Genomic DNA, 21,931 nt, shown 5'->3' with positions numbered 1-21,931 from the left:
CATTCGCTTTGCGAACGCGCGGCGCCGTTCAATTCGCGCTCAGGAGGTCGATCTTGGTATTGGCCTGCAACAGCCGGTGCGCCAGCAACTGCGCAAGGTTGCGGACGATGATCTCGGCGGCGGCGGGCCGGCGGGCGCGGAAGTCGTCGAAGGCCTGAAGCGGAACGCGCCGGCACAGCACGGCATTGTCGGCGAACACATCGGCGCTGCGGGGTCCCCCGATCAGGGCCAGTTCACCGAACGCGGTCCCCGGCACCAGCGTCGCAAGCCGGACCCCCTCGGCGAGCTTCACGCTCACCATGCCGCGCTGAAGGAAGAATATGGAATCGGACGGCTCGCCCTTGGCGATGATGCGTTCGCCGGGATGGCAGCTCCTCGTTTCGCACAGGCTTTCGAGATCGGCGAGATCCTCGTCCGACAGGCCCTTCAACAGCTCCTGCTCGCCCAGTGCCACCTCGGTGATCTGGCTGAAGCCGCCATATCGGAAGATCACCTGATCCTCGGCCCATTCGATCGCCTCATCGAGCTGTGAGAATGTCCGGATCGCACCGGAATCGGCGAGGAAGGTCTGCAACAGCCGGAAATTGCGGGACTCGCGCTCGATCCCGGCGAGGACAGGGCGGGTGCCGTTGGCCGCCAAGCTCGCGAACAGGTCGGCCAGCATCTTGGCGGCGGCGCTGGTGATCAGGGGCACCCGCCGAAGATCGAGCACGGCGAATTGTCCGGCGTCGCGCGAGAGCAGGCGTCGCGCGAGATAGTCGGCATTGGAAAAAGCCAGCGTCCCGGTCAGTTCGAGGATCCGGATCGAGGAGGTGCGGTCGTCCAGCAACCGCTGCTCGTGTGGCTGGCGGCCGCGGCGCTGCAACCGGCCAACGTCGTAATCGGCGACGACGCAGGTGCGCACATCGTTGGCGCGATTGAGCACATGCAGATCGAAATGCGCCGACAGCGCCTCGTAGAGCCGCAGGCCGCGCGCGGAATTGCCGTGCTCGTCAAGCAGCGGCGAATAGGTCCCGAGCCCGATCTGCGAGGGGAGCGCGGCGACGATGCCGCCGCCGACGCCGCTTTTCGCCGGCATGCCCACCCGATAGGTCCATTCCCCGGCATAATCGTACATGCCGGCCGAGGTCATGATCGACAGGGTCCGGGCCACCGCGAGCGGCGAGATCACCTGCTCGCCGGTGACCGGATTGACGCCGCCGTTGGACAGGGTTGCCCCCATCACCGCAAGGTCGCGCGCGGTGACCAGGATCGCGCATTGTCGGAAATAGACGTCGAGGACCGCGTCCACATTCTGTCCGACGATGCCGTAATTGCGCAGCATCCAGCCGATCGCACGATTGCGGTCGCCGGTCGCGCTCTCGGACTGGTAGACGGCTTCGTCGACGTCGAGATCGCGCCCGGCGAAGCGGCCGAGCACGCTGCGGATCACCTCGAAGGCCCCCGCGCCCTTCGCCTGATAGATCAACCCGGAGCAGGCGATGGCGCCGGCATTGACCATCGGGTTGAACGGCTGGTTCTTGGCGTTCAGCCGGATCGAGTTGAAGGCTTCGCCGCTCGGCTCGACGCCGACGAAGGATTCGACATGATCGGCGCCGAGGAGTTCGAGCGCGAGCCCGAATACGAAGGCCTTGGAGACCGACTGGATGGTGAAAGGGAAGGCCGCATCGCCCACCTGATAGACATGGCCGTCAATGGTGGCGATGGCGACGCCGAATTTCGCCGGATCGGCCTTGCTCAATTCCGGGATATAATTGGCGACCGCCCCGGAAAAATCGTCGCGGAAGCGGGCATGCGCCTGCTCGAGGAAGGCGAGCAGCGGCGGCTTGGGAGCCTGGCTTTTGCTCAGGGCGTCGACAGGCACGGCAACATTCATCGAACAGGCCACCAGCGGGGAGAAGGGATCGGAGACATGCAAGCCTGATGCCTGCGGTTCCATTGTACGCGGGCAGGGCGTAGCAAGGGAACCGGTTTGACGGCAATGGCCATGCGACCCTTTGCGCAGCCGTGTTAATCTCCGTCGGTATCCTGACGAGAGGTCCCCACGAAAGGTCTCCCATGCGCGTCCGTCTGTCTCTTGCCGCCCTTGCCGCTATCCTCGCCCTGACCCCCACCAGCCCGCTTTTCGCCCAGATGAAATCCGAACTACCGCCATTGCCCGACATGCGGTTCGCCGAAATCCCGGCCGCCTCGCGGGCGAATTACCAGGGCGACCGCTTCAGTTATCTGGAGGCGGGCCAGCCCGACGCCCCGGTAGTGTTGCTGTTGCACGGTGTGGGAGCCAACGCCATGCACTGGCGTCATCAGCTCGCCGGACTGTCCGACCGCTACCGGGTGATCGCATGGAATGCGCCGGGCTACATGATGAGCGACGGCTTCGTGAAGGACGTTGCCGAGTGCAAGGACTATGCGGACGCGGTGCGCGACTTTCTGACCGCGCTGAAGATCGAAGGCGGGGTCAATATCGTCGGCAATTCCTTCGGCAGCCGGGTCGGGCAATGCTTCGCCATGCATTACCCTGAGCGTGTCACCAAGCTGGCGATGACCGGCACCGGCGTCGGGCCGAAGGACATGCCGGAGGAGCAGAAGCAGAAGATCGTTGCCACGCGTGAAGCGCAGGTCGCCAAGGGCTTCTACGGCTTCGGCGCGCGGGTAGATGCGCTGCTCGGCCCCAATGCCTCGCCCGAACTGAAAGCCGAGGTGCAGCGGGTGCTGCGCGCGACCATGCCGCGCGGCTTCATGCATGGGGTCAAGCTCGGCATGGTCAACGGCTACAGCGCGCCGGAAGCGGGCGCGAAGCTCACCATGCCGGTGCTCATGATCCAGGGCCGGACCGACAAGGTCAATCCAGGGGATAAAAACGCCGATATCCTCATCAAGTATCTGAAGAACGGCAAGCTGGAATATCTGAAAGAGATCGGCCATCTGCCGGAAGTCGAGGTGCCAGACACCGTCAACAAGATGCTGCGCGATTTCTTCGGATGAGGCGCCTCGCATTCGCATTCGCATTGTCCGCGGTCGCAGTCTCGTCTGCAACCGCGCAGGACAATTACCCGTCGCGTCCGGTCACGCTGATCGTGCCATTCGCCGCCGGCGGTTCGACCGACGTGATCGCGCGCGTGGTGGCGGATGCGATGCGCGGTCCGCTCGGCCAATCGTTCGTCATCGACAATCGCGGCGGCGCCGGCGGCTCGATCGGCACCGCTGCGATCGCCAAGGCCGCACCCGATGGCTACACCATCGGCATGGGGACTGCCTCGACGCTCGCGATCAATCCGGCGGCCTACAAGTCCTTGCCCTATGACGTCGACGGACTGGAACCGGTCGGACTGATCGCGCAGGTGCCGAATGTCATCACCGTCAATCCGAAGCTGGCGGCGAAAACATTGGCGGAACTGGTGGCGCTGGCGAAAGCCGAGCCCGGCAAACTCACCTACGGTTCGGCGGGCAACGGCTCGGTCAGCCACCTGATGGGCGAGCAGTTCAAGCTCGCGACCGGGACCGACATCATCCACGTCCCGTATCGCGGCGTCGGCCCGGCGCTGAACGATGCGGTCGGCGGGCAGATACAGATCATGTTCGACAATCTGCCGACCTCGCTGCCGCTCATTCAGGACGGCAAGCTGCGGGCGCTCGCGGCGTCGTCGCCGAAGCGGCTGGATGTGCTGCCGGATGTGCCGACCTTTGCCGAACTGGGCTTCGCCGACCTCGACTGGATGGCCTTCTTCGGCCTGATCGCGCCGGCCAGGACGCCGAAGCTGGTGATCCACAAGCTCAATGCCGCGCTCGGGGCAGCGCTTGCCGATCCGCAGGTGCGGGAGACACTGGCGAAACAACAGGCGGAGCCGCAACCTGGAACGCCTGACGATTTTGCCGCGCTGATCCGGGTGCAGCTCGAGCGCATGAAGCGCGCAGTGACGGCGGCGAAGATAGAAGTGAAGTGACCGGTGCTTGCTTCCGTGCCGACCTTATCCTGCCGGGCTCAGCATTTCCGATAGGTCACCGGATCGGCCGGGTTATATCCAATCGCCCGTCGCACCAGCAACGTATCGTCCGGAAGCGGGGTGATGAGAAGATAGGACGGCGCTTCCTGATGTCCGGTTCTGACTTGCGTGCACATCGAACGCGCGGAATAGACCGGACCGAAGCGCGCGGCTGTCACGGTGACCCAGGCAATGTTGCAGGCCGTATCTGGCATGCCGATGGTTCGGGCGGCGATGTCCAGCCGGTCCCTGCTTTCGGACGTGCAGGCCTCGGCGTTTGGGGCCCACGCTCCTTGTATTCTGTCTGGCAGATTGAGAATACGGACGTCGGACGCCGCGGCGGGGGTCCCGAACGCAACCGCGGCTACGGCCATCATGAAAGCGTGTGAGATGCGCATCGATCGGTTCTCCGCATGCTTGCGGTTATCGTGCCATGTCGATGTTAAGGGACCGGTATTCCGATTGGATGTATTCTCGCGATCCTGGTTTCGCGCCGGTAAAAAAGTTCAGGAAAATGCGATCGGTCGCGAGCGGCTTGCGTCTATGCACGAACGCGCGGCAGCGTGACCAGCGCACGCAACCCCTGCGGCTGCCGGTTGCTCAACACCAGCGTGCCGCCCTGCGCCTCGATCACCGTGCGGGCGATCGCCAGCCCCAGTCCGACGCCGCCGGTATCGCGATTGCGCGAACTCTCCACCCGGTAGAACGGCTCAAACACCTTGGTCAGTTGATCCTTGGGAATGCCGGGACCGTCGTCTTCCACCGCAATCTCCACCGCCTGCGGCAAGTCTGACAGCAAGACCCGCGCGCGCTGGCCGTACTTGACCGCATTCTCGATGAGATTTGTCAGCGCACGCTTGAGCGCCGCCGGCTGGCAGTCGATCGAGACCGGGGGCGACTGCGTCATGGTGACGTCGAGGCCGGCATCGGCCATGTCGTCGGTTACGCTCTGAACCAGAGCGGTAACATCGGTGGTGCGCCGCGGCTCGTCGGCGGCCTGCTCGCGCGCATAATTCAGGGTCGCGCCGATCATCGCATCCATGTCGGCGATGGTTGCGAGCATCTTGTCCCGCTCCTCGGCATTGTCGACATTCTCGGCGCGCAACCGCAAGAGCGTGAGTGGCGTTCGCAGATCGTGAGAGAGCGCGGCCAGCATGCGGGTGCGGTTCTCGATCAGCGCGCGCAGCTTCGTCTGCATCGCGTTGAAAGCGGATGCCGCCTGCTTCATCTCAATCGTGCCGGATTCGGGCATCGGCGGCGCGTTGACGTCGCGTCCGAACCGGTCGGCGGCCTGCGCGACGGTGGCGAGCGGCGCGGTCATGCGGCGAACGGCCCAGACCGAGATCGCAACGATGAAGAGAGCCATCACCAGCATCGAGATCAGGTATTGATACGAGAAGCCGGCATTGCTGGAGGGCAGGTTGGTGGCAAAGAACAGCCATTGTCCGTCGGCGAGCGGCACCGCCACCTCGAGATCGAGCGCCCGCATCATCGGCCGCCGTTCTCGGTCGTGTCCGCGTCCGTAGCGCTCGTCGCCGTCATGCTCGCGCATCATCCGGCCGCGACCGGTTCCGAATTCGCTGCCGAAGCCTCTGCCGGGCTCGGCGTGAGGCGGGCGGCCATGGCGGCGGCCAAAAGGCGGGCCCTCGACATTATCGACCGCGACCATCGGCTCGCGCGCCGGCGGCAGCCGCAATTGGCGGATGAGATAGTCGCGGATCACATCGGCAACCGGCCCGGCATCGCTGGTGGTCAGCGGCTGGGTTGTCGACAGCGCCACCGTCAGGCTGCGATCGCTTAATCCCGTGACGAGGCGCTCGCGCCAGTCGGCCGGCATGTCCTCGACCAGCCGGGATACGTTGGCGATCCGCTGCGCCGTCGCCAGCCCGCCGACCGCACGCACCGCGCTTTCGCGATCGAGCGAATAGATGAACGAGCCGATAGCATGCGACACGATCAGCCCCGCCAGCAGCAGCAGCAGCGTCTGGCCGAACAGGCTCTTCGGAAGAAGGCCGCTGGGCAGGAACCGCGTCATTGTGCGGTCACCGCCGCGGTGAAGGTATAGCCGCCGCCCCAGACCGTCTTGATGATTTTCGGATCGGCCGGATCGCGTTCGATCTTCTTGCGCAACCGGCTGACCTGGGTGTCGATGGCGCGGTCGAAATTCGCGGCGGCGCGGCCGCGTGCGAGATCGAGCAGTTGTTCTCGGGTCAGCACCCGTTGCGGGCGTTCGACGAAGGCCATCAGCAGGTCGTATTCGCCGGTCGAGAGCGGCACGGTGACGCCGTCGTCGCGGGTCAATTCCCGTGCCGCGGTGTCGAGATGCCAGCGGTCGAAGCTGTACCTTCCTGCCGCCGTCGGCAAGGCTTCGCTCTGCCGGCCGCGGCGCAGCACCGCACGGATGCGCGCAATGAGTTCGCGGCTGCCGAACGGCTTCGGCATGTAGTCGTCAGCGCCCATTTCGAGACCGAGCACGCGGTCGATCTCGTCGCCCTTGGCGGTGAGCATGATGATCGGGATGTCCGATTTCGCGCGCAGGGCGCGGCACAGCGACAATCCGTCCTCGCCCGGCAGCATCAGATCGAGCAGGATCAGGTCGATGCGTCCGTCCGCCAGCACCTTGTGCATGGCGCGCCCATCGGCGGCGGAACTGACTCGAAATCCCTCCTTTACAAGCGCACGCGTGACCAATTCGCGAATTTCGCGATGGTCGTCGACGATCAGAATGTGCGGCCCGCCGGACATGCCGCCATTATAGGAAAGACCGTGGGTTAATTTTTGGAAATGTTGCAACCGCCTTTGTCCAAGGGGGTTGCCGTCACACTCTGTCACACAATAGGCGGTGTCTGAAAAACTTCGGTCAAACCGGCCGTCCATGTTTCGGGCATGCAACGCTGTGGTTGCGGCAATCCGGGAGACAAAAGATGAAACGGACATGGGTGATCCCCGCCATGCTGGTTGCGGGAGTCGCGGGCCTGGGCGGGCTGACATACGCGGCCTCGGCGCAGAACGGCGATGGCTGTGGCCAATGCTACATGCGCGGCGAGGGAGACGACGGCTGGAGTGGACAGCGGTGGCGCAATGACAATGACGGCCGCGGTGGAAACGACGAGCGCCGCCCGCGCTGGCGCGATCGCGATGACGACAGCCGTGGCTATGGTCCGCGCGCCGGCGGGGATGGCAACGAGAATTGCGGTCCGCGCGGCCGTGGCTACCACGGACGCGGTCATGGCATGCATCACGGATACGGGTATGGCCGGGGGAGGGACGACATGGACCGCGGACCCGATCGGGACCGCGGATACGACCGCCGCGAAGGCCGGGGGTATGACAACGATCGCGATTATGACCGGCGCGAAGGCCGTGGCGGCGGCTGGCGAGAGGGCCGCAGGTTTGACCGGGACGATGCAGATCGCGGCCATCGTGGGCATGGCTACCACCGCCATCATCAGCGCCAAGAAGGTCGCGGCGGACCGGGCATGGGCCGTGGCTTCGATCCGGCGCGCCTGGAGAGCGTAAAGAAAGAAATTGGGGTCACTGAGGCGCAGGAGCAGGCCTGGACCAAGTATACGGCGACGTTGAAGGAGGTGGCCGATGCCCGCAAGACGCGCCGCGAAAGCATGGACCACGGTGCCATGCGCAGGATGTCGACCGAGGAGCATCGCCAGTTCCGCGACGCCATGATTCAGCAGCGCCGCAAGGAGCAGGACAGTGTCAACGCCGCGGTCGACGAGCTGATCAAGTCATTGGACGAGAAGCAGGTGGCGATTGCGAAGGAAGTGCTCCCCGGCTATGCGTTCGGTCCGTGGATGCGCGGCGCCGGCATGGGTTGGGGCGGCGGCCGCAATCGCTGAGGCTGACATTTGCTGTGAAAGTTTACTGAAAAGGCCGGCGGGCGACCGCCGGCCTTTCTTATGCGCGTCTGGTTTTGCTCTGAGTGCGGCCAATCACCACTTCATGGTGCATTTGGCCGCATATCGGTCCTGATGATCCTTCAGCGCCGTGCCGACGGTCTTGAGGGTAAAGGCATCACCGTCCTTCACCGCCTCCTGCAGATAGAAATTCTGGATCGGGAAGTGGTTGTTGCCGTACTTGTAGGGACCGCGAACCGAATCGTAGTTCGCCTTGCGCATGGCATCGCGCATCGCGTCCTTCTTCGTGAGGTCGCCGCCCGCCGCCTTGACCGCGCTATCGATCAGCTTCGCCGAGTCGTAGGCCTGGGCCGCGTAAAAGGACGGTTCACGGCCATACTTCTTCCTGAAGTCCGCGACGAACGTCTTGTTGGCGTTGTTCGGCAGGTCGGCCACCCAGTGCTGCGCGCCGGGCACGCCCAGCGACAGATCCTTCAGGCGTGGCAGCGACAGCGCATCGACGATGAAGGAGGTATAGAGCGGAATCTGCCCGCGCAGGCCGGACTGCGAATACTGAGTCAGGAATTGAATGCCGGCCGCGCCGGGATAGAACGCGAAAATAGCGTCCGGCTTGGCGGCGCGCGCCTTCGACAACTCAGCCGAGAAATCGAGCTGGTCGGGCCATTTGGTGTAGTCCTCGCCGACGATCTTGCCTTTGAAGTTCGCCTTGAGGCCGGCAATCACGTCCTTTCCGGCGGCATAGTTGGGTGCGATCAGATACGCGCTCTTGACCCCCTTCTCATTCATGAATTCGCCGATCGCCTGTGGCACCTGATCGCCCTGCCAGGAGGTCGAGAAGAACCAGGGCGAGCAGAGGTCACCCGCGATCTGCGAGGGCCCGGCATTGGCGCTGATGATGAAGGTGCCAGAGTCCACCGCCGATTTGTATGAGGCGAGCAGGACATGCGACATCATATAGCCGGTGAGGAAGTTGACCCTGTCGCTTTCGATCAGCTTGTCGGTCTTCTGCTTGCCGATGTCCGGCTTGAGGGTGTCGTCCTCGTAGATCACCTCGACGCCGAGACCGCCCATCTTTCGGCCGAGATGATCGAGCGCCAGTTCGAAGGCGTCGCGCATGTCGTTTCCGACGACGGCCTGCGGGCCGGTGAAGGTGGTGACGAAGCCGATCTTCACCTTCTGCTGCGCACTGGCCGGTAGTGTGACGGCAACGGCCAGCGCCGCCCCCGTCAGAAGCTGCTTGAGCATCTCGTTCTCCCTATGTAACTGCGCCGTTTGCCGGCGCTTGGCAGTTCAGTTCCAGAGCTTCTTCGACGCGATGTCGGCGCCCTCGCGCATCGCCTTGAATTTTTCCCAGACCACGGTGTCGTGCACCTCGGTGCGGTACAGTGCCTGCGAGGAGAAGCCGCAATCGCCGCCCGCCATCACGTTTTCGCGCCCGACCAGCTTGGCGAACCGGATCAGCCGCTCTGCGATCAGTTCGGGATGCTCGACAATGTTGCTGGCATGGGTGATCACGCCGGGGCAGAGCACGGTGCCGTCCGGCATCTTCACGGTCTCGAACAGGTGGTATTCGTGCTCGTGACGCGGATTGGCGGCCTCGAACGAATAGGAGCCGGCTTTGATGGACAGCACGTATTCGATGATCTGGGCGAGCGACGCCTCATAGAGACGCGGCCCCTCGTTGATGCCGTAGTGTGGAAGCGCACGCGTTCGCGCGGAATGCCGTTGAGGGCGGTGTTGACCGCCTCGGCATAGATTTGCGCGCGGCGCTTCATCTGCTTGTCGTCGAGGCCGGGCTCGACGAAAATATCGGGCAGGAACGGATCGTCGATCTGAACCAGGATGCCGGAATCGGTGATGGCCTTGTATTCCTTGCCCATCTCCGCGGCGAGGGCGTGGAAATACTCTTCGTCGGACTTGTAGTATTCGTTCACGCCGACGCCTGACGGTGCGGTTGCCGGCAGAAAGACGTGTTCGTCCGGAATGCCGGCCGCTTTGGCCGCGGCTTTCACATTGGCGATGTCGCGCTGCACCGCCTTCTCGCCGCGATACTTGACCGGGCCGACGCAGACCACCGGATTGATCGGCACGATCGCGCCGCCCAGCATCGCCTGCTTGAAATATTCCTGGTAATATTCCGGGAAGGCTTCGACCTCCTTCTGGAACAGCACCATCTTCTGGCCCTTGCGCGCCTCAAAGCCTTCCAGCCGCTCCTGGATATAGGTGAAGAAGCCGGGCTTGGAGAATTCGCCGTCGGTGACGATATCGATGCCGCAGTCCTTCTGCTTCTGCACGCTGGCCTTGACCGAGTCGGCGAGGATCTTCTCGAACGCCGCTTCGTCGATTGGTTCGCCGCTGAACTTCTTCTTCAGGATATCGAGCAGCTTGTGCGGCCGAGGCAGGCTGCCGATATGCGTGGTCTGAATGCGATCCTTGTTCTGCTGCAGCGTCACGAGCGTCTCCCGGTTATTGTCTTGGTGGTTTAGCGAATTGGAAGGCGGCCGCCCTTGAGCGCACCGGTGCGTTCGATCTTTGCCCATTCGCGCAGGAACGATCGGTAATAGGGCATGTTCTTTTGCCAGATCGAGTTGATCGCCATTCCGCGCACCACATAGAGCGTTGACATGATGGTGAAGGAGGCCTGTTCCTCGCTGTAGCCTGCGCGCATGAAGGCGTTCAGCCAGATCTCGTTCATGGTCTTGCGATAGTCGTTCATGAAGATGTCGAATGGCGCGTTCATCAGCGGATCGCTGCGCGCGGCGATCATCATTTCCGAGGTCGGGATGAATGTGTCGCCAAGATAGACACGCTCGCAATCGGCGATGAAGGCCTTCAGCGGATCCTTGCGGGCCGCGGCGCTGTTTGCGGCTTTGCGCCCGCTCTCGACATGCCGTTCGTAGATATGGGCGCCGGCGGCGATCACGAGATCGGCCTTGGTCGAGAAATGATGCATCAGCGCACCGTTGGAAAATCCGGCGCGGGTTGCGACCTCCTTGGTGGTGAGCCCGTGATAGCCGCGCTCCTGCAGCAGCTCGATCGTGGCGCGCAGAAGCTTTTCACGCGCCGCCTTGGAGCGAGATTCCTGGGTGCGGCGGGGAGGGCGGCGTGAGGCGCCGGGCTTTGCCGGCCGCAAAAGCTCCGGTGAACGACGCAGGTCTGGACGCGTGGATGCGCCGCTCCGTCTCATCGATGTCCTCCCGTTCCGGCTCTGTTGGCCGCGGTCGGAGGATCATGACGGTCGGGCGCGACCCGAGTCAAGTTACATAGCGACCGCTCGGTATGTAATGTGCCCCGGCGGAGCGGCGCCGACGGGTCGTGCCGCCATTACGTCAGCTGGGAGCGGGCGGTTTCCACCCGCGACTCCCGCAGGAATTCGACGAAATCGGTGCCGCCGGTGCCGATCGTGCCGGGGCCGACATGGGTGCTCGCCTGCTTGATGATGTATTGCGACGTCAGGCCGATATGCTTGCGGCGAAATTCATCGGTAGCCGCGATGCAGGCATTGTAGGCATCGCGCAGCGCGGGTGAGCCGTTTTCCGCGCGCGTCCGGATCGTACTGGTCTGGCGCAGCGCTGCGACCAGAGCGCGGTGCTTCGGCGGCATGTATTGCAGCATGGCGTCGAGGAAATCGCGCGTGTTCGCGTGCTCGTGCCGGATGCCGAGCCCTGCGTCGAAGGATTGCAGCAGCGAGCTTTGCGCGGCGCTGCCGCCGGCCCAGATCTGCGGTGGCGTAGACGTGCCGGCATAGGTGAGGCCGGGTGCGGGCCAGCCCGCGAGATAGGGCCGGATGCGATGATAGAAGATGTGCGGGTCGCAGCGCTCGGTCATGCGCATCAGCGCGGCACTCATCTGCCGGACGCAGGATTCCAGTGCGATGAGCTCTTCCGCAACGGCGTTGTCGTCGCCGCTTTGCGCGGCCGCAACGGCGTCGGCCAGCGCAACGATGGCCGGCGCACCCGCAAGCTCCACGCCGAGCGTCGCCAGATAGAACCATTTCTCGTCGAACGAGCCGGTGAAGGTGAACTGGGTATCGACATTGTCGAGCGCGAGCGGGCGGGCGGGATCGAGCCTGCGCCAGTTGTTCAGCACCAGCGTCGCATGCATCACGATGGGCGGGCGTCCGAGCCGCTGCGACAGCGTCATCAGCGGCACCGCTATGTTGCGGGGCAGGGTGAAGTCCGGATCCTTGCCGCCCCAGACATGCGCCATGGTCAGCGCCGAGAGGATCAGCATCCCGCGCTCGGCTTCGTCAGCATCGGTCAGGGCGGCGACGTCGAGTTCGGGCAGGGCGGCGAGGAAGCGCCGGATCTCCTGATTCATGATCAGCGCCGGGATCATCGGCGCAAGATTGTCGAGCGCGCGGAATGCTTCGGGCAGCCGGTCGAGCGGATCCTGCTCCGGCACGAAGCCGCGCGTGCAGCTGACGCCGTAGGCGGTGAGGTCGATGGATCGCGGCGCGGTCATGGCAGTGAATGGATGGCCCGGCCGCGGGACGATTGCAAGCCGGGGCTAATCCTCCTCCCGCAGCGCGGGAGGGGGAGGCGACACGCTCAGTTCTTCTTGGCCTTGTCGTAATAGGTGAGGTCGTAATATTTGGCCGGATCGGTCAGCTGCTTCTTCGGCTCGCCATATTCGCTGCGCAACTGCAGCGCGGTCTTCACGCCCTCCACATTCAGTGCGGCATTCCGCTCAAAGCCGTTGTTGGGATGCAGCAGGATATCGTAGGACTTGGCCGCAAGGTCTTCGGACAGACTGGGCACATTCTTGCGCAGGATGGCGATCGCTTCCGCCTTGTTGGCCGGATTGTAGAGCCAGTCCAGTCCCTCGCGGTAACCGCGGATATAGCCGATCAGTTGCGCTTCGTTCGCCTTCGCCCATGACCTGCGGGTTGCGCCGACAAGGCCCTGATAATTGCCGAGCGCTTCGGACCCATCGGCCAGGCGGGTAAATCCGGCCGCTTCCGCATTCACTTCGAACGGCGAGATCAGCAGGGTCGCGGCGTGTTCCTTCTTCATCAGCGCCTGATAGCGTTGCATCACGCCACCGGCCCGGACGAATTCGAACTCCTCCGGCTTCAGCCCTGCATTGTTGAGGATCTTGCGCAGCACGAAGGCATAGCCGGTGGTCAGCGCATCGACCGAAACCTGCTTGCCACGCAGATCGGCTATGGTTTTCACCTCCGGAACGGCGATCAGCCGCAGAAAGCCGTTGTCGCCGCCCATGAAGGCAAAGATATCGGGCTCGACATCGGTCTTGGTCGCGCCCTGGCCCTCGCTATAGGCAATGACATTGTCGATCGCGGTCATCGCGATATCGAACTTGCCCTCTATCAAACCCTTGAGCTGAAACTGCGAGTTCGGCGTGGGCGTGATGTTGAGCGTCACGCCGTGCTTGTCGAAAAAGCCCTTCTCCTGGGCGGCCCAGATCGGCCAGTTGAAGCCGCCGGGGAATACGATGACCTCGAGGGCCTTCGTTCCCTGAGCGGATGCGCTGCCGATACCAACGGTGGATATGGCGGCCGCCGTCACGGCGGCACGAACCAGTTTCTTCATCAGGTGTTTCCCTTGGTGTTGTTTTCTCCCGCGGTCATGGTGCACGACCGCCCCGATCTTTTCTACAAACAAACAGCCGCGCCTGATGGTTTGCGTATGAAAAAATGCCGCAACCCTTTCAGGTTGCGGCATTCGTTTTTTCGTATTGCCGGAACAGCGGTAGAGATGCGGAACCGACTAGTCGATCTTGATGCCGGTCTTCTTGACGACGTCGTTCCAGACCGCGAGGTCGCGTTTGATCTCGTCGCTGAATTTCTCCGACGTCCCGCCGGTGGGCTCGGCGCCCTGCTTGGCAAGCAGCGTCTTCAGTTCGTCGGTGGCGAGCGCCTCGTTCACAGCCGCGTTCAAGCGCGCGATGATTTGCGGTGACGTGCCCGCCGGCGCCAGCAGGCCGGTCCAGAGGCCGGTGGCATAGCCCTTGACGCCGCCTTCATCGATGGTAGCGACGTCGGGCAGGGCCTTCGCGCGTTGCGCGGTGGAGACACCGAGAATCTTGATCTTGCCGCCGCCGGCATGCGGAAGGACGGCTGGCATGGTCGAGATCGACAGATCGAGCGTGCCGGCGAGCAGGTCGGTGATGACCGGCGCGCTACCCTTGTAGGGAACGTGCGTCATGTCGGTCCCGGTCATGGAGGTGAGCAACGCCACCGCGAGATGCGTGGTCGAACCGGGGCCGGCCGAGCCGTAATTCAGTTTTCCGGGGTTCTTTCGCGCATAATCCAGAAGCTGCGCCACCGTCGCCACCGGCAGATCCTGTTTGACCGCGAGCGCCAGCGGCACGGTGGCGACGGCCGCGATCGGAGCGAAGTCCTTGATCGAATCGTAGGGAACGTCTGCCTTGACGTTCGGATATTGGGCGATCTCAGAGGACGATCCCAGCAGCAGCGTGTAGCCGTCCGGGGCCGCGCGCGCGACCTGGGTAGCACCAATGCTGCCGCCGGCTCCGGTCCGGTTCTCGACCACAAAGGGCTGGCCGAACTTGTCCTGAAGTTTTTGTGCGATGGCGCGGCCCACGACGTCCGATCCGCCACCGGCGGCGAACGGCACGATCACCCGCACCGGCCGGTCGGGATAGGTTTGCGCCAGAGCTGCGCCTGGCACCATCAGGCCTGCAACCGTCAGGCAGATGGCGGCTGCGAACTGACGCCGGCGAAGGAAATGTGGTCCACTCATTTAATTCTCCTCAGGTCGCGTCCTGCGGTGCATGGATCCACAGATCGAGCTGCACCGTACATCCGGGAACGATCAACGGTGCTGGAACGCGCGCCGCGCTGATCGGAAGGGGAACACCTGGCAGACGTCGCTGCCACACTTTGAGGGCCGGCAGGACATCGTCAAGATCGGTGTGCACTTGCAGGATTCGGACCACGTTACGCAGGCTGGCGCCCACTTTCGCGCACACCTCTTCCGCGCAATCGAGCAGATAGTCCATCTGCGCTTCGATGCTGGACGAGAGGTAACGCTCCCGCGGATCGACCTTCGCTTCGGCGATCAGTCCGTCGGCGTCCGCGGCTAGCATGCCGGAGAAAATGAGAAAGTCGCCGCAATGGATCGCGGCCGGCTGCCCCTGGCACACGGCGAGCCCGGCGCGGCCACCATCGATCCGTTGTACATGGCGTTCGGTCGTGGCCACCAGATTGATCTCGATGCGGGAATCCTCGATCGCGAAACCGGGCTTGCTGGTCGGTGTGATTGCGGTCGCAGGAGCATGGCCACCGAACGCGTCGTTCCATACCTGGTTGAAAGCCGGGACATCGTCGATATCGCGCAGGAACACATTGGCCTTGACCACGTCCTGCAGGGCGAGGCCTGCGCCTTCCAGCGCAGGGATCAGCTTTTTCTCGATGACATATTTCGTCTCGAGCTGAATGCGATTGCCTTTCCACAAATGGCCTTCGGGCGTCTTGGCTTCAGCCGCGACACCGTCGAGGTCGCCCTTGCCGCTGGCGGCGAGAAAGCCGGCGACGAAGACCAGATTGCCGGCCTTCACCACCGGTACGAACGACGAGGTCGAAGGCACGTCGAGCCCCTTGGGAAAAATCGGCTCGACGTCCGGACCGCCGCGCGCGACCGCGATCATGTCGGTCATCATCGTGGCGCCGGGGACGAGCGTCTGCGGCTGCAGGACCGATGTGCTGGGCGCGATATAGCTGCCGCAGGCGTCCCGCCGGGCCTGATGGAAAAACGGCACGGCGCGCCAGTCCTCGAAAAACTGGTCGCATCGCACGATCCGCGAGACGTCGGACTCGCCTTCGGCGAGGATCGCGGCCGCCTTACGCCAGATGGCCCTGGACTGGGTCAGGGCCGCAGGCTCTCCCGACAGCGGCCGCCCGGGATCGCCCAGTTCGTCGGGCAGAAGCCCGGAGACAAAAACCCAGTTGCCGGCGCGGATACCGCCCGCCAGCGGAATGCGGCTCGTGCCTGCTTCGCGAACGGAGAGAGCGTGTGTCGATGCGTTTGGAGACATGCTTCCTGTGACCGGTGATAATCGATCGCCTTGGTAGCAAATCCCAGCCGCAGGAGTAGCGCAATCTGCGCATCGTCGCAGAGTCCTCGACCGGACGGCGTTAAAAAAAATGCCGCAACCCGGAGGTTGCGGCATGAGGTTTCCTTGTCGCTTGGGAGGACAAGCCGAAACGTAACTCTAGGCCGCGCGCCGCTCGATATGCTTGCCCTGGAAGTGCGGCGCCACTTCGCTCATGAAGCGGTGCATCTCTTCCTTGGTCTGCTGGTGCGGCTTCATGCCGACGTTGAAATAGAGGATGACTTCGTCGAAGCCGGCGGCCTCCACCTTCTTCAGGATTTCGGTGATGCGCGCCGAATTGCCGATCAGCACCGAATTCTCGGTCAGGTCCTCCGGCCTCACCTTGTGCAGCCGCTCCACCATGTCGATGAAATAGCGGTAGCTCGGCGGCGCGGTGCGCGGATCGCCCGGGAAGGAGGGGATCACGCATTCCTTGTAGTAGCGGATCTGGCGCGCGCGCTGCGCCTGTTCGCTCGCGGCGTCGTCGGCGAAATGGGTGAAGTAGCTGCACATCAGGCGCTGCGGCTTGGCGCCGTATTTGGCGCAGCTCTCGTGGTAGAGATCGGCCACCTGCTTCAGTCCGCCGAAGCTCATCGCGGCGGCGAACGGCGCGACGATCAGGCCGCAGTTCAGCCGTGCGGCAAGTTCGATCGAGGGCTTGGAGAACGACGCCACATACATCGGCATCGGCTTCTGCAACGGCTGCGGGGTGATCCGCACGTCCTCGAACTGGTAATGCTTGCCCTTGTGGTCGATGCGCTCGCCACCGGAATTCCAGAGGTTGCGAAGAACCTCCATGCCTTCGTCGAAGATCGACTGGTTGTCCTCGAAAGAAATGCCGAACGGCAGATATTCGCGCCGGTCATAGCCGCGGCCGGCGGCGAAATCGACGCGTCCGCCGGACAGAAGGTCGAGCGTCGCCCATTGTTCGGCGACGCGGATCGGATTGTGCAGCGGCAGCACGGTCACGGCCGGCGCGAGCCGGATATGCTTGGTGATCGCGGCGATGTAGGCCAGCACCATCTCGGGCGAGGAATTCACGCCGAGCGAGTTGAAGTGATGCTCGCCGATCCAGGCCGAATGCATGCCGAGCTGATCGGCATAAAGCGCCTCGGCGGTGAGATCCTTCACGAACGTGTTGGCATCGCGCGTGTTGCCTTCGTAGTGATTGTCCGACAGCGTGAAATAGCCGAATTCCATCCTGGTTCTCCCTTTAGAGCGTTGTTCTTGAAACAGCCGTGCGCGATGCGGTTCAGCCGACCGGCACAACCCAGTCGACGCCTTCTCCGAGCCCAACCGTATATTGGCCGTCCTGGTATAGCAGCGGCGCGACCTGGCCGCGCACCGCCACGTGATGGACTTTCCCGATCACGATCGAATGCGTGCCGTAACTCGAGATGGCGTCGGTTTCGCAGAAGATGTTGGCCTGAGCCGGGATCAGATAGGGCATCTCGTCGTCGTCGCTTGCCCATTCGCCGCACAGGAAGCGGTCCGGGCCGGGTGTGCGGCCGCTGAACGCATCGGCGATATCGATCTGGTGAGCATGCAGCATGTTCACGCAGAACCGCCCGGCGCGGATCACCGGGTCATGAAACCGCGAGGTGCGGTTGACGCAGAACAGAAGCGAAGGCGGGCTCATCGATACCGATGTCACCGACGTCACGGTGATGCCGTGGCGGATATCGTCGTGCTGGGTCGAGATCACGCTGACTGCGCTGGTGAGCCGGCGCATCGCCTTGCGAAAATTGCCGCCGAGGTCGTGTGGATAATGATCCATGGCTGCGCTCCCGTGATGGCCGATGACCGGCTCTTGTTGTTCTCATTGGCAGCGATCATACTTGCACGTGCAACAGTTGTAAATGCAATATTTGGACAGGATTGCTGACCTTTTGACAGGCGGCTTTTGCCTTGCAAGAGACTGCACGAAGCCCTGACTGGAGCGCCGAATGGCTGGAAGTCCGCATCTCGATCTCTCCGAGTATCTGCCGTATCTGGTCAACCGCGTGGGCGCTGGCTTCGTCGCCGGCTACGAGCGTGAGCTGGCGCAGCACGGCGTCACTATCGCGATGTGGCGGGTGCTGGCCGGATTGTCGACCGGCGACAAGCATCGCCAGATCGATGTGGCAGAGATTACCTCGATCGATGTGTCGACCATCTCGCGTCTGATCACGCGGCTGGTGAATCTCGGGCTCGTCACACGCACGCGATCCGACACCAATAACCGTGAAGTGAATGTGGAACTGAGTCCGAAAGGCCGTGCGCTGGTCAACCGGCTGATTCCGCGCGCTCGCGAACTCGAGGCCGCGGCGACCGCCGGCATTCCGGACGCGGATCTCGCGGTGACGCGGGAAACCTTGCGGCGCATGTATCACACCATGGCCGCGGATATTGAGGTGGCCGACGTGGCGCCGCAGAAACTCGCGAAGAGCGGATAGTCCGGGCCGCCCCACGCCAGGTGCGCTCGCCCCCGTTTGATCTAGCGCAATGAGACAGTGACCCGCAGACGCGATCCTCCGGCATGGAGGATGCGGCATGAAGGTGCGCGACGTCATGACGAAGCCGGTCGTCTCGATCGATGCCGAGGCGCCGATCAGCCTCGCGATCCGGCTGATGCTGCAGAAGAAGATCAGCGGACTTCCGGTCGTCGATGCGGCCGGCAATCTCGTCGGCGTTGTGACCGAGGGCGATTTCCTCCGTCGCGCCGAGACCGGTACCCAATTTGCGCCACCGCGCTGGCTGGAATTTCTGATGGGGCCGGGGCCGCTGGCGCGGGATTACGTCAAGGCGCATGGCCGCAAGGTGTCGGAGGTGATGACCCGCGACGCCAAGACCGTGGACGAGGACACCCAGCTCAACGATGTGGTTGCGCTGATGGAACGCAATCACATCAAGCGCGTGCCGGTACTGCGCGGCAAGAAGCTGGTCGGCATCGTGAGCCGGGCCAATCTGTTGCGTGCGCTGGTCAGCTACCTGCATCCTGCCAGCGCGCCGGCGAACGGCGACGCTACGATCCGCGAGGCAATCCTGCGCGAATTGAACAACGAACGATGGGCGCCGGTCGCGACCGTCGATGCGATCGTGCGTCAGGGTGTGGTCACGCTCTCCGGCTTTGTGCTCGACGAACAGCAGCGCGCGGCGATCAAGGTGCTGGTCGAGAATGTGCCGGGCGTGAGGTCCGTGCGCGACGACCTGGTCTGGATCGATCCGATGTCAGGCGTCACCATCGAGCCGGAAGAGCCCGCGCAGACCGGCTCGTTGAAGACCGGCGCCTGACGCCGGGCCCGAGGATTGGGACAATCGGGGCCTCAGAAAGAGACCCCGGTCGTGCCGGGAGGATGCCCCGCTGTGGCTGCCGCGGGGCATTCTTTTTTTCGGCTCACCGATACCGCTGCGCGATCAGATGGTCGAGCGACAGCTTGCCCGGACCCTGCGCCATCAGGATCAGGAAACAGGCGGCCCAGGTGCCGTGCGTCGGCCACGCTTCGGGATAGACGAAGATCTCGATCACCAGCGTCATGATCAGGAGCGCGAGTGCGGCGAACCGGGTCGCAAATCCGAGCACCAGCAGCACCGGAAAGAAATGCTCGGCGAATGTCGCCAGATAGGCGGCGAGAGTCGGGTCGACAAGCGGCAGTTTGTATTCGTCCTTGAACAGGAACAGCGTGGCATCGGTGATGTGCCAGCCTTCGACCTTGGTCTGTCCCGAGCGCCAGAACACCGCGGCGATCGACACCCGGGCGACCAGCGCGATCAGCCAGTAGGGCATCGCCGCCATCAGCGCATTGGCGCGGAGGATCAGTCCGGCCAGGCCGGGTTGCGAACGCATGGTGAGCGGGGTGTCGGTCATGATGTTCAACCTTCTTGCGGCGAAGCGGCGGCAGTGAATGCGGATACGGCGCCCGAACCGACGAGACCTGCCAGATTTGCGGTAAGGTCGAAGCGGGCATCGTCTGATGCGGCGTTTGCGGCGGCTTCGGCGAGCGTCGCACCGTCGGCCAGCGCGCGCAGGAACGCGGCGCCGCCCGGCGGCAGCGAGCGCACGGTCACACCGAGCGTAGGCCGCAATATCAATGCGTCTTCTGCTGCGTCCGGGTCGGCCGGCCCGAGTTCGATCTCGCCTGCATTCATCGCCCAGATCGTCACCACCGGATAAGGCGATCGAAGCACCTGCAGCGACGGATGCAGCGTCAGGCGCAGCGTGCCGATGGATTGCGGGTCGAGATCGGAGAATTCCGACGCCGTGAGCGGCTCCGCATCCGCCGCGTGATAAGCGCGTGTGCGCGCGGCTTCGAGGCGTGCCACATCGGCCAGATACGGCAATTCCGCCGCCGGCTCGAAGGCGGCGATGAAGTCGCCAAAATCGTCGCCATAGGTGTGCAGGATTTTCGAGCGCGGCAAATACGCCGACACGAACAGGCGCGCCATGGCGGCAAAGAATTCGTCGCCGACGATGCGCTCGGTGGCGGGAAACTTCGCGCGCAGCGCGTTGACGAGGCTGACGACCACATTGTTGCGATAGACCGCGAAGCGCTTCTGTGGATGCCGCACGCTGTGCGATGTCAGTTCCGCCGGCACCGGCCGGTCGGGATCGAGCAATGCCTGCGCGAAATCGGTCTGGAGTTCGGCGAACATGTCAGGCGGCCCGGCGCTTCGTGGCATTGGCGAGGATCGCGCCGGCGGCACGCGCCTCCGCGGCCAGAACCGGCCAGTCCGGCACGTCATTATCCCATTCGATCAGGGTTGGCAGCGGCCCGGTGCGGGCGATGACGCTCTCGTACAGGGCCCAGACCGGATCGGCGACCGGCGCGCCATGCGCGTCAATCAGCAGCGGTGCGCCGGTCTCGTCGGTTTGCGCGTCGTGTCCGCCGAGATGGATTTCTTTCACCCGCGACAGCGGGAACGCCGCGAGATAATCCTCCGCGGAGGTGCCGTGGTTTGTTGCTTGCACAAACACGTTGTTGACGTCGAGCAGGAGCCCGCAGCCGGTGCGACGCGCGATCTCCGACAGGAATTCGGTTTCGGGAGTCGTCGAGCCCGCGAATTGCAGATAGGTCGAAGGATTTTCCAGCAGCATCTCGCGGCGTAGCGTGTGCTGCACCTGATCGATATGCGTGACGATGCGGTCGAGCGTTTCGGGCGTGTAGGGCAGGGGCAAGAGGTCGTTGAGATAGACCTCGTCATGCGACGACCAGGCGAGATGTTCGGAAAAGCTCGCCGGCTCGTAGCGCTCGCATAACGCCTTCAGACGCGACAGGTGATCGGTATCGAGCGGTGCGGCAGAACCGATCGACAATCCGACGCCATGGATCGACAGCGCGTAATGTTCACGCAATTGCCGCAGCATTGCATGCGGCGGTCCGCCCGCGCCCATGTAGTTCTCGGCATGCACCTCGACAAAGCCGATCGGCTGTTCGCCGGCGACGATCGCATCGAAATGCTGCGGCTTGAAGCCGACGCCCGGTCTATCGGGAAGACATGTGCGGTGCATGAGATAGGCTCCGGCAAAAGCCGTCTGTCGTTCGTGCACGAGTTGGCCTTCTCCCTCCCGAAAATCGGGAGGGAGAAAGACCGACGGGCCTTAGCTCTTGATCGGCTGCAGCGATCCCATGCCCTTCGGGGTCTTCATGGCCGCGCAGGTGCCCTTGGGCACGAGCTTCCAGGCGTTACCCTGGTAGTCGACCTTGGACGTGCCGGCGCAGGTGGTGCCGGGGCCGGCGGCGCAGTCATTCTTCCCGGCGAGCGAGACGCCGTAGCACTTCTCCTGATCGGCCTTCTGCGCGGTGGCCGGCGTTGCGGTGATCGCGAGAGCCGCGGCAAAGGAGCCCGCGAGCGCGGCGGCTGCAAATTTGGTGTTCATCCCGTTATCCTCCAGAAGGAAAGCTGGTCGCCCTGCACGGTGCAGCGGCGCGGGCCGGACAACCCGGCCTTGTCGGATGTTTCGCGATGGGGCCGGCCTATGTTACGCGCTCACGGGCTCGTGTTCGCCGGAACGGAGGCTAC

General features: G+C 63.7%; 23 protein-coding genes. 5 read left to right on the top strand and 18 right to left on the bottom strand.

Going from position 1 to position 21,931, the window contains the following annotated elements; all coding sequences use genetic code 11:
* Positions 1-28 precede the first annotated feature (28 nt).
* Entirely contained in the window at positions 29-1,876 is a 1,848-nt protein-coding gene (gene glsA, locus AC5I5I_RS05410; protein ID WP_495971136.1) for a glutaminase A, read from the bottom strand.
* Between the two features lie 182 nt (positions 1,877-2,058).
* Between glsA and AC5I5I_RS05405 the strand changes: the two genes are divergently transcribed.
* Entirely contained in the window at positions 2,059-2,985 is a 927-nt protein-coding gene (locus AC5I5I_RS05405) for an alpha/beta fold hydrolase (RefSeq protein WP_495970654.1), read from the top strand.
* Positions 2,982-3,944 (top strand): Bug family tripartite tricarboxylate transporter substrate binding protein, encoded by a 963-nt coding sequence (locus tag AC5I5I_RS05400; RefSeq protein ID WP_495970652.1) that lies wholly within the window; start codon positions 2,982-2,984, stop codon positions 3,942-3,944. Before AC5I5I_RS05405 ends, AC5I5I_RS05400 begins: the two co-directional genes overlap by 4 nt.
* Before the next feature lie 38 nt (positions 3,945-3,982).
* Here AC5I5I_RS05400 and AC5I5I_RS05395 read toward each other — a convergent pair whose 3' ends face one another.
* The 3 genes from AC5I5I_RS05395 to AC5I5I_RS05385 form a co-directional block, all read right to left on the bottom strand.
* Positions 3,983-4,198, bottom strand: a complete 216-nt coding sequence (locus AC5I5I_RS05395) for a hypothetical protein (RefSeq protein WP_495970650.1) — start codon at positions 4,196-4,198, stop codon at positions 3,983-3,985.
* A 326-nt stretch (positions 4,199-4,524) separates the two neighbouring features.
* The gene (locus AC5I5I_RS05390; protein ID WP_495970648.1) at positions 4,525-6,018 is read right to left on the bottom strand and encodes an ATP-binding protein; all 1,494 of its coding nucleotides are present in this window, start codon (positions 6,016-6,018) and stop codon (positions 4,525-4,527) included.
* Positions 6,015-6,728 (bottom strand): response regulator, encoded by a 714-nt coding sequence (locus AC5I5I_RS05385; RefSeq protein ID WP_495970646.1) that lies wholly within the window; start codon positions 6,726-6,728, stop codon positions 6,015-6,017. Before AC5I5I_RS05385 ends, AC5I5I_RS05390 begins: the two co-directional genes overlap by 4 nt.
* A gap of 179 nt (positions 6,729-6,907) precedes the next feature.
* Between AC5I5I_RS05385 and AC5I5I_RS05380 the strand changes: the two genes are divergently transcribed.
* Positions 6,908-7,837 carry a Spy/CpxP family protein refolding chaperone gene (locus AC5I5I_RS05380; protein ID WP_495970644.1) on the top strand — a complete coding sequence of 310 codons (930 nt, stop codon included), beginning with the start codon at positions 6,908-6,910 and terminating at the stop codon, positions 7,835-7,837.
* 93 nt (positions 7,838-7,930) lie between these two features.
* On the opposite strand, the gene AC5I5I_RS05375 is transcribed toward AC5I5I_RS05380, so the two are convergent.
* The 10 genes from AC5I5I_RS05375 to AC5I5I_RS05330 form a co-directional block, all read right to left on the bottom strand.
* Positions 7,931-9,100 carry an ABC transporter substrate-binding protein gene (locus tag AC5I5I_RS05375; protein ID WP_495970642.1) on the bottom strand — a complete coding sequence of 390 codons (1,170 nt, stop codon included), beginning with the start codon at positions 9,098-9,100 and terminating at the stop codon, positions 7,931-7,933.
* Positions 9,101-9,145: 45 nt separating this feature from the next.
* Positions 9,146-9,487: a hypothetical protein gene (locus AC5I5I_RS05370; protein WP_495970640.1), complete on the bottom strand. Its 342-nt coding sequence runs from the start codon at positions 9,485-9,487 to the stop codon at positions 9,146-9,148.
* A complete protein-coding gene (locus AC5I5I_RS05365; protein ID WP_495970638.1) occupies positions 9,403-10,308 on the bottom strand; it encodes a hypothetical protein in 906 nt (301 codons plus the stop codon). The genes AC5I5I_RS05370 and AC5I5I_RS05365 overlap by 85 nt, the downstream gene beginning before the upstream one ends.
* Before the next feature lie 29 nt (positions 10,309-10,337).
* Positions 10,338-11,042: a TetR/AcrR family transcriptional regulator gene (locus AC5I5I_RS05360; protein WP_495970636.1), complete on the bottom strand. Its 705-nt coding sequence runs from the start codon at positions 11,040-11,042 to the stop codon at positions 10,338-10,340.
* Between the two features lie 137 nt (positions 11,043-11,179).
* Positions 11,180-12,319: a PrnB family protein gene (locus AC5I5I_RS05355; protein WP_495970634.1), complete on the bottom strand. Its 1,140-nt coding sequence runs from the start codon at positions 12,317-12,319 to the stop codon at positions 11,180-11,182.
* An 86-nt stretch (positions 12,320-12,405) separates the two neighbouring features.
* Positions 12,406-13,407, bottom strand: coding sequence for an ABC transporter substrate-binding protein (locus AC5I5I_RS05350; RefSeq protein ID WP_495970632.1), 1,002 nt, complete (start codon positions 13,405-13,407; stop codon positions 12,406-12,408).
* Between the two features lie 177 nt (positions 13,408-13,584).
* A complete protein-coding gene (locus AC5I5I_RS05345; protein WP_495970630.1) occupies positions 13,585-14,580 on the bottom strand; it encodes a Bug family tripartite tricarboxylate transporter substrate binding protein in 996 nt (331 codons plus the stop codon).
* 10 nt (positions 14,581-14,590) lie between these two features.
* The gene (locus tag AC5I5I_RS05340) at positions 14,591-15,874 is read right to left on the bottom strand and encodes a RidA family protein (protein ID WP_495970628.1); all 1,284 of its coding nucleotides are present in this window, start codon (positions 15,872-15,874) and stop codon (positions 14,591-14,593) included.
* Positions 15,875-16,051: 177 nt separating this feature from the next.
* Positions 16,052-17,131, bottom strand: a complete 1,080-nt coding sequence (locus AC5I5I_RS05335) for an LLM class flavin-dependent oxidoreductase (protein ID WP_495970626.1) — start codon at positions 17,129-17,131, stop codon at positions 16,052-16,054.
* A gap of 52 nt (positions 17,132-17,183) precedes the next feature.
* Positions 17,184-17,708, bottom strand: coding sequence for a flavin reductase family protein (locus tag AC5I5I_RS05330; protein ID WP_495970624.1), 525 nt, complete (start codon positions 17,706-17,708; stop codon positions 17,184-17,186).
* Positions 17,709-17,877: 169 nt separating this feature from the next.
* On the opposite strand from AC5I5I_RS05330, the gene AC5I5I_RS05325 reads away from it, so the two are divergent.
* Entirely contained in the window at positions 17,878-18,366 is a 489-nt protein-coding gene (locus AC5I5I_RS05325) for a MarR family winged helix-turn-helix transcriptional regulator (RefSeq protein ID WP_495970622.1), read from the top strand.
* A gap of 97 nt (positions 18,367-18,463) precedes the next feature.
* On the top strand, positions 18,464-19,204 hold the full coding sequence (locus tag AC5I5I_RS05320) for a CBS domain-containing protein (protein ID WP_495970620.1): 741 nt from the start codon (positions 18,464-18,466) through the stop codon (positions 19,202-19,204).
* A gap of 103 nt (positions 19,205-19,307) precedes the next feature.
* Here the strand turns inward: AC5I5I_RS05320 and AC5I5I_RS05315 are convergent, their stop codons facing one another.
* The 4 genes from AC5I5I_RS05315 to AC5I5I_RS05300 form a co-directional block, all read right to left on the bottom strand.
* The gene (locus tag AC5I5I_RS05315; RefSeq protein WP_495970618.1) at positions 19,308-19,778 is read right to left on the bottom strand and encodes a DoxX family protein; all 471 of its coding nucleotides are present in this window, start codon (positions 19,776-19,778) and stop codon (positions 19,308-19,310) included.
* A gap of 5 nt (positions 19,779-19,783) precedes the next feature.
* Positions 19,784-20,563 (bottom strand): HvfC/BufC N-terminal domain-containing protein, encoded by a 780-nt coding sequence (locus AC5I5I_RS05310; protein ID WP_495970616.1) that lies wholly within the window; start codon positions 20,561-20,563, stop codon positions 19,784-19,786.
* 1 nt (position 20,564) lies between these two features.
* The gene (gene bufB, locus AC5I5I_RS05305; protein ID WP_495970614.1) at positions 20,565-21,419 is read right to left on the bottom strand and encodes an MNIO family bufferin maturase; all 855 of its coding nucleotides are present in this window, start codon (positions 21,417-21,419) and stop codon (positions 20,565-20,567) included.
* A gap of 90 nt (positions 21,420-21,509) precedes the next feature.
* Positions 21,510-21,788: a BufA1 family periplasmic bufferin-type metallophore gene (locus AC5I5I_RS05300; protein WP_495970612.1), complete on the bottom strand. Its 279-nt coding sequence runs from the start codon at positions 21,786-21,788 to the stop codon at positions 21,510-21,512.
* Positions 21,789-21,931: the final 143 nt, after the last annotated feature.

The organism is Pseudorhodoplanes sp. (assembly GCF_059499825.1).
This window is presented reverse-complemented; position numbering and strand designations above follow the sequence as displayed.